The organism is Nonomuraea spiralis (assembly GCF_014648435.1).
In the GTDB taxonomy this organism is placed as follows: domain Bacteria; phylum Actinomycetota; class Actinomycetes; order Streptosporangiales; family Streptosporangiaceae; genus Nonomuraea; species Nonomuraea spiralis.
Map to the genome: position 1 here is coordinate 38,657 of NZ_BMRC01000008.1, position 15,753 is coordinate 54,409.

The following is a 15,753-nucleotide window of genomic DNA, read 5'->3' on the forward strand; positions in this document are numbered from 1 at the left end:
CAGGGCATGCGCTTCGAGATCCTCGGTCCCACCAGCGCGCTGGACGAGGACGGCGCACCGGTGGCGCTCGGCGGGCCGCGGGTGCGCGCCCTGCTCACCCTGCTGGCCCTGCACGCCGGCCGCGTGGTCGGCGCCGACCAGCTCGTGGACGGCCTGTACGGCCCCCACCCGCCGGACGGCGTGGCCAACGCGCTGCAGTCCCAGGTCTCCAGGCTGCGCCGGGCGCTCGGCCGGGACCTGGTCGAGTTCCACCCGGCGGGCTACCGCCTGGTCGCCGACCCGCAGGACGTGGACGCGCGCAGGTTCGAGCTCCTGGCCGCGGCCGGGCGGCGGGCGCTGGCGGATGGGGACGCCGGACGGGCGGCGGCGCTGCTGGGCGAGGCGCTGGAGTTGTGGCGGGGCGCGCCGCTCGCCGACGCGCCGCACGCCGGGTCCGCCGCGGCCGGACTGGAGGAGCTGCGGCTGGCGGCCACCGAGGACCGCATCCAGGCCGACCTGGAACTCGGCCGGCACCGCGACCTGGTCGCCGAGCTGCGCCGGCTCACCGCCGCCCATCCGCTGCGCGAACGCCTGCGCGCCCAGCTCATGCGCGCCCTGTACGGCAGCGGCCGGCAGGCCGAGGCCCTGGCCGTCTACGGCGAGGCGCGGCGGCAGCTCGACCACGAGCTGGGCGTCGAGCCGGGCGCCGAACTGGCCGCCGCCCACCTGGCCGTGCTCCGCGCCGACCCGGCCCTCGGCGAGGCGGCCGGGACGACCCCGCCGGCGAAAGCAGTGGGGGCGACCGGCGGGCAGCCGGGGCTCAAGCAGGGATTGCGGGCGCAGCTCACCAGTTTCGTGGGCCGGGCCGAGGAGCTGGCGCAGGTGGGCGCGCGGCTGCGGGGCAGCAGGCTCGTCACGCTGATCGGGCCGGGCGGCGCGGGCAAGACCAGGCTCGCCCAGGAGGCGGCCGGCCAGGAGCCGGGCGACGTGTGCTTCGTGCCCCTCGCCCCGGTGGCCGACGCGGCGGGCCTGCCCGGCGCGGTGCTGGTCGCACTCGACATCCGCGACGCCCTGCTGCACGCGCCCCAGCGGCCCGCGCTCGACCCCGTCACCCGGCTGGGCACCGTGCTGGCCGAACGCGACCTGCTGCTCGTCCTGGACAACTGCGAGCATCTGGTCGGCGCCGCGGCCGACCTCGCCGACACGCTGCTGGCCTCCTGCCCGGGGCTGCGGGTGCTGGCCACGAGCCGCGAGGCGCTGGGCATCACCGGGGAGTCGATCCTGCCGGTGTCCCCGCTGCGCCTGCCGCCGCCCGAGCCGGACGACCCGCTGGCGTACGCGGCCGTGCGGCTGTTCGCCGACCGGGCCGCCGCCGTCCGGCCCGGCTTCGCCGTGGAGGCCGGCAACGCCGCGCAGGTGGTACGCATCTGCCGGGCGCTCGACGGGCTGCCGCTGGCCATCGAGCTGGCCGCGGCCCGCCTCCGTACGCTGTCGGTCGCCGACGTCGCGGCCCGCCTGGACGACCGGTTCCGGCTGCTGACCCGCGGCAGCCGTACGGCGTTGCCCCGGCACCAGACGCTCCACGCGGTCGTGGCGTGGAGCTGGGACCTGCTGGACGACGGCGAGCAGCGCCTGGCCAGACGCCTGAGCGTGTTCGTGGGCGGCGCCACGCCTCGGGCGGCCGAGCGGGTGTGCGGGCTGCCGGAGGAGGTGCTGTTCTCGCTGGCGGAGAAGTCGCTGGTGGAGCACGTCGGCGGCCGGTACCGCATGCTCGACACGATCCGGGAGTTCTGCGCCGAACGCCTGGCCGAGTCCGGCGAGACCACCGCGGTCCGGGACGCCCACACCGCCTACTACCTCGACCTGGTCCTGACCGCCGACCCGCTGCTGCGGACCGGTGACCAGCTCGACTGGCTGGCCCGGCTGGACGCCGAGAGCGACGACCTCGACGCCGCCGTACGCTGGGCGACCGAGTCCGGGCAGCTGGAGACCGGCCTGCTGCTGCTGGCGCACAGCTCCTGCTACTGGTGGATGCGCGGCCACCGCGGCACCAGCGCGAACCTGGCCGCCGGGCTGCTGGCCAGGACCGGCGGCGCCTGCCCTACCGGCATGGAGGAGGAGTACGTCATGTGCGTGCTCGTCAGCGCGTGGACGGGCGTGGCCGACGAGGAGCTGCGCGAACGGCTGGCGGAGGTGCGCGAGCTGCTGCCGGTGACCCACCTGCCGGAGCGGGTGGAGTTCCTGATGATGATGCGCTCGATGTTCACCGGGCCGCCGGGCGACGTCGAGGAGATCTACCACGAGCTGCTGGAGCACGTCGACGGCCTCCCGCCCTGGCAGCGGGCGTTGTCGTACAGCGGGGCGGGGTTCGTGCTGCAGATCCTGGGCCGGGTCGAGGAGTCGGTGGCCTCCTTCCGGCGCAGTCTGGCCACGTTCCGGGAGATCGGCGAGCGGTGGGGGGCGGTGCTGGTGTTGTCGGGGCTCGGCTCGCTGGCCTCCGAGCAGGGCGACTACGCGGCCGCGTACGCGCTGTCGGACGAGGCGCTGACGGTGGCCCGCGAGCTCGGCGTACGGGCGGAGATGGCCGAGGCCCTGTGCCGGCGCGCCGAGGCGCTGCTCGGCATGGGTGAGCCGCTGGGCGCGCGGGCCGACTACGAGGAGGCGGCCGAGCTGGCCCGCCGGGTGGGTTCCATGGACATGCTGGCCTGGGCGCACCTCGGGCTGGCCGAGGTGGCACTGGCGGAGGGCGAACGCGACGTCGCGCTGTCCCTGCTGGCCCAGGCCCGCGCGGAGTGCCCCGACGACTGGTACAGCACCGAGGACATCCGCAAGCGCATCGACGCCACCCGCGACAGGGCGGTCAGCGGACGGTAGGCGCGCCGTCAGCCACCCCCGCGACCGTGGACGGCATGACGAACAAATGGGCGTGCCTGGCCGTCGCCTGCCTGGCCACGCTGCTGCTCTCGATAGACCTCACCGTCCTGCACCTGGCGCTGCCCCGGCTGGTCGCCGACCTCGGCGCGAACTCCACACAACTGCTCTGGATCGGCGACATCTACGGCTTCGCCCTGGCCGGTCTCCTCGTCACCATGGGCAACCTCGGCGACCGGGTGGGCCGCAGGCGGCTGCTGCTGATCGGCGCGGCCGGCTTCGGCCTCGCCTCGGTGGTGACCGCCTACGCCCCGAACCCCGAGCTGCTGATCGCGGCCAGGACGCTCCTGGGCGTGGCGGGCGCGATGATCATGCCGTCCACGCTGTCGATCGTCAGGAACGTGTTCACCGATCCGGGCGAGCGCACCGCGGCGATCGGGATCTGGAGCGGGATGAGCGCGGCCGGGTTCGCGCTGGGGCCGGTCGTCGGGGGTGTGCTGCTGGACCACTTCTGGTGGGGGTCGGTGTTCCTCGTCAACGTGCCGATCATGGTGCTGGTGCTCGTCGCCGGGTTCCTGGTGCTGCCGGAGTCGCGCGACCCGGCCCCCGGCCGCCTCGACGTGCCCAGCGTGGTCCTGTCCTTCGCCGGGATCGTGACGGCCGTCTACGCGGTCAAGGAGGCCGCCCACCAGGGTCCGGCGCAGGCCGACGTGCTCGTGGCGGCCGTGGTGGGCGTGGTGTGCCTGGGTCTGTTCGTACGGCGGCAGACGCGGCTGGCCGACCCGCTGATCGACGTACGGCTGTTCCGGCGGCGGGCCTTCAGCGCGTCCGTGGGCACGAACCTGCTGGCGATCTTCGCGTTGTCGGCCATGAGCCTGCTGTTCGCCTGGTACCTCCAGCTCGTCCTGGGCTGGTCCCCCTTGCAGGCGGGGCTGGCCCAGATCCCCGGCGGTCTGAGCGGCGCGGTGGGCGGGGTGCTGGCGGCCCGGCTCATCGGCCCGCTCGGCCGGAACGGCGTGGTCGCGCTCGGGCTGGCGCTGAACTCGGGCGCGTTCGCCTGGTACAGCACCCTGGGCACCGAGCTGGACTACCTCACCCTGCTGCCCGTCATGCTGGTGGGCGGGCTCGGGGTCGGGCTCACGTTCACCGTGAACAACGACAACGTCCTGGCCACCGCGCCCAAGGAGCGGGCGGGGGCGGCGGCCGCGGTGTCGGAGACGGCGTTCGAGCTGGGCGGGGCGCTCGGCATCGCGATTCTGGGCACGGTGCTGAACAGCGTCTACCAGGCGAACCTGCGCCTGCCCGCCGGGGTGCCAGGGGAGGCCGCGCGGGAGTCGATCGCGGGGGCCACCCGCACGGCGGCCGGCCTGCCATCGGAGGCGGCCGGCGAGCTGATGCGGGCGGCGCGGACCGCGTTCATGTCCGGCATGCACGTGACGACGCTGGTCACGGCCGTGCTGCTGGCCGTGGTGGCGGTGCTGGCGCTGGCGGGGCTGCGCGGGGTACCGAAGGTCATCCGGGAAGAGTCGCCGGTTCACCCGTGAGCGACGGCACGCCCGGCGCGGGCGCGGCGGGCCGCGGGCGCAGGCTGCCGATCCTGGCCAGTACGAGGAGTGCGGCCAGGCCGGTGGCCACCGGCGCGACCACGAACGCCAGGGAGGCGCCGAAGTGGTCCACGAGCTGGCCCGCGACCGACGATCCGGCGGCGATGCCGAGGGCGATGCCGCCGTTCAGCCAGGTGAACGCCTCCGTCCGGACCTCTGCCGCGACCAGGCCCTCGACGAGGGTGTAGCCGGTGATCACCACGGGGGCGATCACCAGGCCGGCCAGGGCGGCGGCGACGTACAGGTGGGGGATCGCGCCGGCGAGCGTGAACGCGCTGGTCGCGACCGCCAGCAGGGCCAGCCCGGCGGCCAGCCGGACGCGGGCGGTGGGCCGCCAGCGGACGGCGCCGTACAGCAGGCCGCCGAGCATGCTGGCGGCGGAGAACACGCCGTAGACGGGACCGGCGGACGCGGGCGCGTGCAGGGCGGTGGTGAGCGAGGTGACGCCGACCTGGAGGCTGCCGAAGACCGAGCCCATGGCCAGGAAGGCGGCGGCCAGCAGCGCCACGCCGCGTCGCCGCAGCACGCCCTTGGAGGCGGCGACCCGGACCGGCGCCGGTTCGGGCACGTCCGTCCGGACGACGGCGAAGACCACCGTGCCGACCAGGATCAGCACCAGCCCGCCGAGCAGCGCGACCACCGGCGAGTACGCCGTGGACAACCCCACCAGCAACACCGGGGCCAGCGTGAACGTCAGTTCGTCGGTGATCGACTCGACCGCGAACGCGGTGTTCAGCCGGCCGGTGCCGCCGAGCCGGTGCGCCCAGCGCGCCCGGACCATCGAACCGACCTGCGGGCCTGACGCGCCGACGAGGACGGCCACGGCGACCAGCAGCCCGAGGTGCGCGTGCGCGGCGGCCAGGGCCAGCAGGCCGCCCATGGCCAGGGCGTGCACGGCCACCTGCGGCAGCAGCACGCGGGCCTGGCCGTGGCGGTCGGCCAGGCGGCCGGTCTGAGGGCCGACGAGGGCCTGGGAGACGGCGGTGGCGGCGGCGGTGATCCCGGCCGCGCCGTAGGAGCCGGTGGACCATTGGACCAGCAGCAGGATGCCCATCTGGGTCATCGCGAACGGCACGCGGGCCAGCAGCGCGGGCACCAGGAACCGCCAGGCTCCTGGCGTGGCCAGCACGTGGAGGTAGGACTTCAAGGGTCTCCGTCCAGATCATGACGGAGTCCTCTCCCGGGGGAGCACACCGTCGGAGGTGGGCTTCGACCGGGGTAGATACCGGCGGGCGCCGGCCGCCGAGCGGTCAATCAGTTCACTTCAGTCAAACGCGACAAGAGCCGATCCTATTGCAGGAAACGGTCGACTTAATTCATTTATCGTTGACTTCAACGCCGTTGAGATTTACCGTCGGAGTGTGGATGGAGGCAGTGCACATGGACGCGATCCTGAAATTTCCTGACATCGATGGCTCGATGCTCGGGCAGGCCGGCGGCAAGGCGGCCAACCTCGGCGTGCTCACCAGGGCGGGGCTGCCCGTCCCGCCGGGTTTCTGCGTCACCACGGAGGCGTACCGCGCGATCACCGCCGGGCTCGGCGACGTGACGGACCCGGCGGTGGCCCGCAAGCACATCCTCGACGCCACGATCCCCGCCGCCCTCGCGCGGGCCGTGGTCGAGGCACTTCCCGGCGGCCCGGTCGCGGTCCGCTCGTCGGCCACCGCCGAGGACCTGCCGTACGCCAGCTTCGCCGGCCAGCAGGACACCTTCCTCAACGTGGTCGGCCCCGAGGCCGTGCTCGACGCCGTACGCCGGTGCTGGGCCTCGTTGTGGACCGACCGGGCGGTCGCCTACCGCGAGTCCAACGGCATCGACCACCGGACGGTCAGCCTGGCCGTGGTCGTCCAGCGCATGGTGGAGTCGCGGACCGCCGGCGTCATGTTCACCGCGAACCCGGTCACCGGCCGGCGCCGGCAGGCGGTCATCGACGCCGCCCCCGGCCTGGGCGAGTCCGTGGTGTCGGGGGCGGTCAACCCCGACCATTTCGTGGTCGATCCCGACAGCGGGCGCGTCCTGGAACGGCGGCCCGGCGACAAGCTCCTGGCCGTCCGTCCCCTGCCGGGCGGCGGCGTCGTCCACGAGCGGGCCGCCGCCTCCGGGGAGCCGTGCCTGACCGACGGCGAGCTGCGCGAGCTGGCCGCGCTCGGCGCGCGCGTCGAGGAGCTCTACGGCGCGCCGCAGGACCTCGAATGGGCCTTCGACCAGGCCGGGGAGCTGTGGCTGACCCAGGCCAGGCCGATCACCACCCTGTTCCCGGTGCCCGGCGGGCATCGCGGCGAGGGGTTGCGGGCCTACTTCTGCTTCAGCGTCGCCCAGGGCGTCTTCAGGCCGTTCACGCCGATGGGGCTGGCGGCGGCACGGGCGGTGTCCGCCGGGGTGTCCGGCCTGTTCGGCTTCCCCGTCGCCGCGCCGCTGGCCGGGGCGCCCGCCTTCGCCGCGGCGGGCGGGCGGCTGTTCATCGACGTCACGGGCGTGCTGCGGAGCCGGGTCGGCCGGGCGGTCGTGCCGCGCGTGTTCGACGTCATGGAGGCCAGGTCCGCCCGGGTCCTGCGCGGCCTGTTCGACGACCCGCGGCTCAGCGTCACCCGGCGCTCGGTGTGGCCCTTCGCCCGCCGGGTGGCCGCGATCACGCTGCGCCACGGCGTGCCGGTCACGTTCGTCCGGGCGCTCGCCGACCCGGCGGGCGCCGAGCGGCGCGTACGCAGGCAGGCCGACGCCCACCTCGCCCGGCTGGCCCCGCCCACCGGCGCGAGCCTGACCGAGCGCGTGGACCACGTGGCCAGGGCGCTGATCGGCCAGGTCGTGCCGATCGCGCCGCGGGCCTTCCCGGTGGCCGCCGCCGCGGTGCCCATGCTGCTGCTGGCCGCCCGCCTGCTGAAGGGCAGGGTCGCACCCGGCGAGCTGCAGACCGTCCTGCGCGGCGCGCCCAGGAACGTGACCACCGAGATGGACCTCGCGCTGTGGGCGCTCGCGCAACGCCTGCGCCGGGACCCCGCGGTGGCGGCCCGTTTCCTGTCCGAGCCGCCCGCCCTCCTGGCCCGCGAGCCCCTGCCCGCCCCCGTACGCGACTTCCTCGACGAGTACGGCCACCGCGCGGTCGCCGAGATCGACCTCGGCCTCCCCCGCTGGTCGGAGGACCCCACACACGTCATCGGCATGCTCGCCAACTACCTGCGCCTGGAGGACCCGGCCCTGGCCCCCGACGTGCTGTTCGCCAGGGGCGCGGCCGAGGCCGAGGCCATGGTCGAGGAGCTGGCCGGCCGCGTGGGCGGCCTGCGCGGCCGGGTGGTGCGCTTCGCGCTCGGCCGGGCCAGGGAACTGGTGGGGGTGCGGGAGCTGCCGAAGTTCCTCATCGTGCGGATCTTCGCGGCGCTGCGCGCCCAGTTGCTCGACGTGGGCCGCGAGCTGGCCGGCCGGGGGCTGCTCGACGCGCCCGGCGACGTGTTCTTCCTGACGCTGGCGGAGGCCAAGTCCGGCCGGGACCTGCGCGGACGGGTCGCCGAACGGCGTGAGCGGCACGAGCGGGAGCTGCGCCGCAGGCACGTGCCGCGGGTGCTGCTCTCGGACGGCACCGAGCCCGAGGCCGTCGCCTCCGGCGGGGCGGCCGAGGGCGCGCTGACCGGCTCGCCCGCCTCGCCCGGACAGGTCACCGGCGTGGCCAGGGTCGTGCTCGACCCGGTGGGCGCACATCTGGAGCCCGGCGAGATCCTGGTGTGCCCGTCCACCGATCCGGGCTGGACGCCGCTGTTCCTGACCGCGGGCGGGCTGGTCATGGAGATGGGCGGGTCCAACTCGCACGGCGCGGTGGTGGCCCGCGAGTACGGCATCCCGGCCGTCGTCGGCGTCCCGCACGCGGTCGAGCGCATCCGTACGGGCCAGACCGTCACCGTGGACGGCACCGCGGGCACGGTCGCCTGACACGGGCAGCTCAGGCGACCGGGTTCTTGGGACAGGACCGGGTCGTCGTCGGGGACAGCTCGTCGAACCGCGAGCCGATCATCCTGGCCACCCGCTCGATGGTCTCGATGCCCGGCCCCTCCCCCGGCTGCTGGTCGGTCTGAACGGCCAGCAGCAGGTCGCGCCCCGGCCCGACGACGCGGCCGTAGCTGGTCACGGCCCACGAGTTGTGGATGAACGGGCGCGGCGTCCAGCCGTTCTTCAACGCCACCCGGTCCCCCGGCCGGGCGGCCGCGCTGACGCCCCACGACTGGTCCTTCACCACCCGGCCCATCAGGCCGAGCACGAGGGCGCGGTCGCCGTCCGAGAGCCCCTTGCCGCCGTTCACCAGCACCTTCAGCAGGCGGATGCGGTCGGCGGGGCTGGTGCTGGTGCCGCCCCAGTACATGCCGGGCCCCGGGGCGGTCTCGTTCAGGCCGAGGCGCTGGTAGACGCCGCTCATCGCGCCGCCCACCCGGCCCCACAGCGCGTCGGCGGCGCCGTTGTCGCTCTCGATGATCATGCGTTCGGCCAGGTCGCGTTCGTCCTCGTGGAGGCGGTCGCGGTCGAGCATGAGCGCGGTGAGGATGTCCACCTTGGCGCCGCTGGCGGTGATCATGTCGTGTTGGTGCTCGGCGTGGCCGAAGCCGACGCCGCTGTTGAGCTCCAGGAAGCTGTAGGCCACCCGTCCGGGGCGCCCGGACACGTACTGGTCGATGTCGCGCTGGAGCCGTTCACGGGCCACGTCCCCGGCCCTCGCGTCCTGAAGTGTCAGGACGCATCGGGCGATCTTCGCCGGGGCCTTCACCACCTCCGGCAACACGGGCGAGCGCTCGTCCGCGCAACCGCCCGCGAGCGCCCAGACCGCCGCGACAGCCAGCAATCTCCACCACACACGCAAAACCCCCGTGATCATCACCTCTCGGGGGTTTGCTCACCTCCTGCCCAGTAGCGGCATCTGTCACACCCTGCCCGTCAGGGCAGCAGAACGACCTTTCCGACCGTACGCCGCCCCGCCAGGTCCGCCACGGCCCGCGCCGCCTCCGCCAGCGGGTACTCGCCGCCCGCCAGCGGCCTGATCCGGCCGGTCGCGGTGAGCGTGAGCAGCTCGCCCAGCGCGGGCCCGATCATCTCCGGCCGCACCCGCAGCGGACGCAGCCAGAACCCGAGTACGGCCAGGTTGCCCGCGGTGAGCCGGCCCGGATCGACCGGCCGGGCCGGCTCGCCCGACGACGACCCGTACGTCACCAGCCGCCCGAAGGGGGCCAGCACGGTCAGCGCCGCGTCGAAGACCTCCCCGCCCACGGCGTCGAGCACGATGTCCACCGGCAGGTTGCCGTTGGCCTCGATGACGCGCTCGGCGTAGCCGTCGGCCGAGCCGTCCACGGCGGCGTCCGCGCCCAGGTCGCGGGCGAGCGAGCGTTTGTCCTGGCCGGAGGCGGTGGCGATCACCCGCCCGGCGCCGAACACCTTGGCGAGCTGCACGGCCAGGCTGCCCACACCGCCCGCGCCGGAGTGCACGACGACGCTCTCCCCCTCCCTGAGCCGCGCCGACGAGCGCAGCAGGTGCCAGGCGGTGAGCCCCTGCACGAGCAGCGCCAGCGCCTCGCCGGGCCGCAGCGAGTCGGGCACGACCACGACCTCGGCCTCGTCGAGGACGGCCCTGGAGGCGTAGCCGTTGGCGGTGAAGCCCATCACCCGCCGCCCCCGGGGGTCTCGCCCGATGACCTCGTTGCCCGGGATGTGCGGCAGGGCGTCCGGGGCCGAGTAGTGGCCGGAGATCTGCCGTACGTCGGCGAAGTTCATCCCCGCGGCCTCGACGTCGACCATCACCTGCCCCGGGCCCACGACCGGGTCGGGCACCTCGGCCTCTTCGAGCACCTCGGGCCCGCCGAAACGGGCAAACTGGATGGCACGCATGAATCCCCCCGATCAGCGCGAACCCATCCAGCGTAACGTCAGGGGTTCCGGCAGCCCGTCACAGGTGCTCGCCGAGGAAGTCCGCGGTCGCGTCCACGGCCTGCGACACGTACGGCTCGCGGTCGTAGAGGTCGATGTGCTGCTTGGCGTCCACCCAGACGAGCCTCTTCGGCTGGTCGAGCCGCTTGAACGCCTCCTCGGCCCCCTCCGGCGAGCAGAACCTGTCGATCACGCCGTGCACGATCAGGGCGGGCTTCGGCGACAGGAAGTCGGCGCCCGTCATGTTGTCCATGGTGATCAGCTCGCGCACGCTCGCCCGCGTCACCTGGTTCCGCCAGTGAGCGGAGGCGCCGCGCTCGGTGCCGTAGTAGGCGAACGGCTCGTCGCCCGGCATCGCCGCCTCGCCCTCCTCGGCCACGGCGGGCACGTACTCGACCGGGCCGCCCAGGTCCTGCCGCTCCAGCACGGCGGTGAGCCCGGCCAGGGCCCCCTGGTAGTCCATGCCCGACCGCATCGTGTACGGGTTGTTGTAGGCCCCGGCGATGCCCGCGAACACCCGTACGCGGGGGTCGAAGGCGGCGAACCTCAGCGCGTACCCGGCGCCCAGGCAGATCCCGACGACGCCGACGCGGCCGGCGTCCACCTCGGGCCGCGAGCGCAGCAACGACACCGCGGCGCGCAGGTCGTGCAGCTTGCCCTGCGGGTCCTCCTGGCCGCGCGGCTGGCCGCCGGACTCGCCCCAGTTGCGGTGGTCGAAGGCCAGCGTCGCGTACCCACGCCGGGTCAGCCGGTCGGCGTAGAGCCCCGTGACCTGGTCGCGCACCCCGGTGAACGGCCCGGTGAGCACCAGCCCAGGCCAGGGGCCCGCGCCCTCGGGAACACGGAGGTCGCCGACCAGGGGGACGCCGTCGGCCACGAACTCGATCCTCATGGCCACAAGTGTGCGCCAGGCCCGCGGCGACGGGCCCGGCGCCCCCTCGTGACACCGATCAGGAGTCGAACCCGAGGCCCATCCTGTCGAGCGTGCGCAACCACAGGTTGCGCTTGCCCTGATGCTGGTCGGCCTGCGCGATCGACCACCGGGTGAACTGGATCACCCCCGACCGGACCGGCTCGGGCGGGAACGGGATCGGCTTCTCCTTGACCATCCGCAGCTCGGTCCGCTCGGTGGCCTCGCCGGACAGCAGGTCCAGCATGACGTTCGCGCCGAACCTGGTGGCCCCGACGCCCATGCCGGTGTAGCCGACGGCGTAGGCCAGCCGGCCGCCGTGCGCCGTGCCGTAGAAGGCGCTGAAGCGGCTGCAGGTGTCGATCACGCCGCCCCAGCGGTGCGTGAACCGCACCCCGGACAACTGCGGGAAGGTGGTGGCGAAGTGCTCGGCGAGCTTGACGAAGGTCTCGTCACGCTGCTCGTACTCCGGCTTGACCAGGCCGCCGTTGTAGTAGACCGCGTCGTAGCCGCCCCACAGGATGCGGTTGTCGTCGGTCAGCCGGTAGTAGTGGAACTGGTTGCCCGAGTCGCCGACGCCCTGACGGTTGCCCCAGCCCACCTCGGCGAGCTGGGCCGCGCTCAGCGGCTCGGTCATCAGGGCGTAGTCGTACACCGGGACGACGAAGTGCTTGAGCCTGCGCAGCAGGGGCGGGAAGACCCCCGTGCCCAGCGCCACCCGGCGCGCCCCCACGGACCCGTACGGGGTGCGCAGGGTGATCGTCGTGCCGTCGTCGCTCAGCGAACGCACCGGACTGCGCTCGAAGACCCGTACGCCGAGCCGCAGGCACGCATCGCGCAACCCCCAGGCCAGCCGCGCCGGGTCGAGCATGGCGCAGCCGCTGCGTTCCCACAGGCCGCCCAGGTAGGTCGGCGAGTTGACCTCGGCCCGCACCTGCCGCTCGTCCAGCGGCACGTAGTCGAGCCCCAGCTCGGAGATCAGGTCGAGATGCTCGCTCAGCGAGTCGAGCTGCCACGGCTCGGTGGCCACGTGCAGCTCGCCGGTGCGCTCGAAGGAGCAGTCGATGCCGTGGCGCTCCAGCGTGCGCTCGATCTCGTCGAGGTTGTCCACGCCCATGCGTTCGAGGCGGCCGATCTCCTCCGGCCACCGCTCCAGGCCGTTGGCCAGGCCATGGGTGAGGGTCGCCATGCAGAACCCGCCGTTGCGGCCCGTGGCCGCCCAGCCGATCCTGCGCCCTTCGAGCAGGACGACGTCCAGCGAAGGGTCACGTTCCTTGGCCATCAGGGCCGTCCACAGCCCCGAGAAGCCTCCGCCGACGACGACCAGGTCGGCGTCGGTGTTTCCGATGAGCCGCGCGCGCGGCTCGGGTCTGGCCGGACTGTCCAGCCAGTACGGCTTGCGCTCCGCGTCAGCCAGCGCCTTCAGCGGATCCACAAATCCCACTTCCCTACGAAGTTCTTAGATTGTTCATTGTTTTGATTGCGGGATCCAAAGGGGTGATGTGATCACGCGCGGGTTCCCCCCGCCGAAATCCGATCTCGCCTCCCTGTTCTTGGTCGGAAATACACCAATCCCCCCGCAGGATCGCGGGGGGAAAGCCTGTTGGAGCAGATCCTAGGCGCGGCGTCTGGCGGCCACCGCATTAGCCACGGCGATCAGCACGCCGATCCCGAAGATGAGCGTACCCATCACGTTGACCTGCGGCGGAATGCCGGTCTTCACCGCACCGACGATCCACAGCGGGAACGTCACGGTCGAGCCGTTGACGAAGCTCGTCACCACGTAGTCGTCGATCGACAACGCGAAGGAGAGCATCGCGCCCGCGAGCACGCCCGGCATGATCGCGGGCAGGGTCACCTGCCGGAACGTGCCCCAGGCGGTCGCGCCGAGGTCCTTGGCCGCCTCCTCCAGCGACGGGTCGAGCGTGATGACCCGCGCCCTGACCGTCACCACGACGAAGGAGAGCGAGAACAACACGTGCGCGACGATGATCGTGTTGCCGTCGCGCGGCACGTTGCCCGAGACGAACAGCGACAGCAGCGAGGCCCCCATGACCAGCTCCGGGGTGGAGATGGCGGCGAAGACCAGGAAGTTCGTGGCGCCGAGGCCGCGGAAGCGGTGCCGGCCGACGGCCAGGCCCAGCATCGTGCCGATGACGACCGTGATCACGGTGCTGACCAGGGCGATCACGATCGAGTTGCGCAGCGCCGTGGTCAGGTCGGAGATCTCGAAGAGCTCGCCGTACCACTTCAGGGTGAAGCCCTGCCAGCTCGTGTTCGACTTGCTCTTCTTGTCGTTGAAGCCGAACAGGATCATGACGGCGATCGGCGACGACAGCCACAGGATGATCAGCCACGTGTAGACGTGCAGCAGGCGGTCGCCGAGCCTGCCCCGTACGCCCCTCATCGCGCCGCCGCCTCTAGGACGTTCTCGGTGCCGAGCGCGCGGGCGTAGACGAAGATGCCGACCAGCAGGATCGCCATCAGCGTGAACGACAGCGCCGAGGCGGTCGGGTAGTCGAGGTTGGTCAGGTACTCGGTCTGGATGATGTTGCCGATCATGGTGTTGGCCGTGCCGCCGAGGATCTGCGCGTTGACCGGGTCGGCCGTCGCGGGCACGAACGTCATCAGCACCCCGGCGAAGACGCCCGGCAGCGACAGCGGCAACACCACCCGGCGGAAGGCTCCGGCGCGGGTGGCGTACAGGTCCTGGGCGGCCTCCACCACCCGCGGGTCGACCCGTTCCAGGGCCACGTAGATCGGCAGGATCATGAACGGCAGGAAGTTGTAGGTGAGCCCGCCCACCACCGCCAGGGTCGTGGCCAGCACGTGGAAGCTCTCGGGCAGCAGCCCCCACCCCTTCAGCGTCCCGAACAGGATGCCGTTGTCGGCGAGCAGGAAGTTCCACGAGATCGTGCGCAACACGAACGACACGAAGAACGGCAGCAGCAGCAGGAACAGGTACACCGACTTGCGCCTGCCGCCCCTGAAGGCGATCCAGTACGCCACCGGGTACCCGATCACCAGCATGGCCACGGTGGCGAGGCCGCCGTACAGGAGCGAGCGCAGCAACTGGTCGCTGTACCTGCCGAGCGCGTCGGCGTAGTTGGAGAAGCTGAACGTCATCGCGTAGCCGTCGATGGCGTTGCCCGTCTGCAGCGAGACCGACGCCATCGCCACCATGGGCACGACCAGGAAGATCGCCAGCCACAGCCAGCTCGGCAGGGCGAGCAGGTAGGGGGTGAGCCGTTTCATGGCTATGCCTGGGTGATCGACTGGAAGATGGAGTTGAACACCTGCTCCTGCTGCGTGGTCAGGGTGGTGTACGTGCGCAGCTTGGCGTAGTCGGCCGCCGAGGGGAACATGAGCGGGCTGTCCACCATGTCCTCCAGGGCCTTCTTCGCGTCGCCCTTGGCCGTCTTGGCCTTCTCGCGCATGAGGTCCTGCACGGCCGGGATCGGCGTCACGAACTGGATGAACTCATCCAGTTCGGCGGCCACCGCGGGCTGGTACAGGTAGTCCATGAGCGTGAGCGCGTCCACGGGGTTGGCCGCGCCCTTGGGGATGAGCATGTTGTCGGTCCAGATCGTGCCGCCCTCCGCGGGCACCACGAACTTGACCGGCTCGCCGGCGAGCTGCCGCTGGAAGACGTCGCCCGACCAGGCCATGGTCAGCCACACGTCGCCCTTGGACACCGCGTCGATGTAGCTCTGGTCGTAATATTTCCGGACGATTCCCGCGTCGCGCTGCTGCTTGAGCTTCTCGCCGGCCTTCTTCCAGTCGGCCTCGGTCGACTTCTCCGGGTCGATGCCGAGGGCGAACATGCCGAAGTTGCCGATCTCCTGCGCGTCGGCCATCATCCCGACCCGCCCCTTGTACTTGGGGTCGAACAGCGCCTCGATGCTGGTGACGTCGTCCTTGACGTACTTGGTGTTGTACGCGATGCCGGTCACGCCCGAGGAGTAGGGCATCGTGTACTGGTTGCCCGGGTCGTAGGCGCGTTCCTTGTACTTCTCGCCGGCGTTGGCCAGGAAGTTCGGCATCCGGCTGTGGTCGAGCGGCACGATGTAGCCGAGCTCGACCATGTGCTGGAGCTGGACGCCGTTGGTCATCACGACGATGTCGTAGCCGAGCGGCTGGCCGGCGCGGAGCACGGGGTCGGCCTTGCCGAAGAACTCCGCGTTCTCCTGGATGACCTCCTTGTACTCCACGGAGATCCCGGTGGTCTCGGTGAACTTCTTCAGCGGGGCCTGGTCCTCGGGCATGTACTCGGGCCAGTTGGCGAAGACGAGCTTGCCGTGCTTGGTCTGCTTGGACCAGTAATCCTGGACGGCGTCGGCCTTCGGAGGGGCGGCCTTCTTGCCCTGGACGCCGCAGGCGGCGAGCGCGAGGCCGGCGGCGGACAGGCCGGTGACCCGGAAGAAGTCGCGGCGGGTGCGGGGCTGGGTCATGCCCCTGAGGAGGGCGGGGGTGATCTGGCGGGGGTTCATG

General features: G+C 72.5%; 11 protein-coding genes. 3 read left to right on the plus strand and 8 right to left on the minus strand.

The window, feature by feature from the left end; translation table 11 throughout:
• Window positions 1–6: 6 nt before the first annotated feature.
• Complete coding sequence (locus IEZ27_RS20735; protein WP_189648780.1) at window positions 7–2,853, plus strand: AfsR/SARP family transcriptional regulator; 2,847 nt, start codon at window positions 7–9, stop codon at window positions 2,851–2,853.
• Between the two features lie 35 nt (window positions 2,854–2,888).
• Window positions 2,889–4,394, plus strand: coding sequence for a DHA2 family efflux MFS transporter permease subunit (locus tag IEZ27_RS20740; protein WP_189648781.1), 1,506 nt, complete (start codon window positions 2,889–2,891; stop codon window positions 4,392–4,394).
• Here the strand turns inward: IEZ27_RS20740 and IEZ27_RS20745 are convergent.
• Entirely contained in the window at window positions 4,363–5,601 is a 1,239-nt protein-coding gene (locus IEZ27_RS20745) for an MFS transporter (protein ID WP_189648782.1), read from the minus strand. The genes IEZ27_RS20740 and IEZ27_RS20745 overlap by 32 nt on opposite strands.
• 233 nt (window positions 5,602–5,834) lie before the next feature.
• Here IEZ27_RS20745 and IEZ27_RS20750 point away from each other — a divergent pair, with 233 nt between their 5' ends.
• Entirely contained in the window at window positions 5,835–8,375 is a 2,541-nt protein-coding gene (locus IEZ27_RS20750; protein ID WP_189648783.1) for a PEP/pyruvate-binding domain-containing protein, read from the plus strand.
• Between the two features lie 10 nt (window positions 8,376–8,385).
• Here IEZ27_RS20750 and IEZ27_RS20755 read toward each other — a convergent pair whose 3' ends face one another.
• The 7 genes from IEZ27_RS20755 to IEZ27_RS20785 all read right to left on the minus strand — a co-directional run bounded on the left by IEZ27_RS20755 (window position 8,386) and on the right by IEZ27_RS20785 (window position 15,752).
• Window positions 8,386–9,276 carry a serine hydrolase gene (locus IEZ27_RS20755; RefSeq protein WP_189648784.1) on the minus strand — a complete coding sequence of 297 codons (891 nt, stop codon included), beginning with the start codon at window positions 9,274–9,276 and terminating at the stop codon, window positions 8,386–8,388.
• A gap of 92 nt (window positions 9,277–9,368) precedes the next feature.
• The gene (locus tag IEZ27_RS20760; RefSeq protein WP_189648785.1) at window positions 9,369–10,313 is read right to left on the minus strand and encodes a quinone oxidoreductase family protein; all 945 of its coding nucleotides are present in this window, start codon (window positions 10,311–10,313) and stop codon (window positions 9,369–9,371) included.
• 58 nt (window positions 10,314–10,371) lie between these two features.
• Complete coding sequence (locus IEZ27_RS20765) at window positions 10,372–11,244, minus strand: alpha/beta hydrolase (protein ID WP_189648786.1); 873 nt, start codon at window positions 11,242–11,244, stop codon at window positions 10,372–10,374.
• A gap of 58 nt (window positions 11,245–11,302) precedes the next feature.
• Window positions 11,303–12,697, minus strand: coding sequence for an NAD(P)/FAD-dependent oxidoreductase (locus IEZ27_RS20770; RefSeq protein ID WP_189648787.1), 1,395 nt, complete (start codon window positions 12,695–12,697; stop codon window positions 11,303–11,305).
• 180 nt (window positions 12,698–12,877) lie between these two features.
• Window positions 12,878–13,669 (minus strand): ABC transporter permease, encoded by a 792-nt coding sequence (locus IEZ27_RS20775; RefSeq protein ID WP_189648788.1) that lies wholly within the window; start codon window positions 13,667–13,669, stop codon window positions 12,878–12,880.
• On the minus strand, window positions 13,666–14,517 hold the full coding sequence (locus IEZ27_RS20780; RefSeq protein WP_189648789.1) for an ABC transporter permease: 852 nt from the start codon (window positions 14,515–14,517) through the stop codon (window positions 13,666–13,668). The genes IEZ27_RS20775 and IEZ27_RS20780 overlap by 4 nt, the downstream gene beginning before the upstream one ends.
• Before the next feature lie 2 nt (window positions 14,518–14,519).
• Window positions 14,520–15,752, minus strand: coding sequence for a polyamine ABC transporter substrate-binding protein (locus IEZ27_RS20785; RefSeq protein WP_189648790.1), 1,233 nt, complete (start codon window positions 15,750–15,752; stop codon window positions 14,520–14,522).
• Between the last annotated feature and the right edge of the window lies 1 nt (window position 15,753).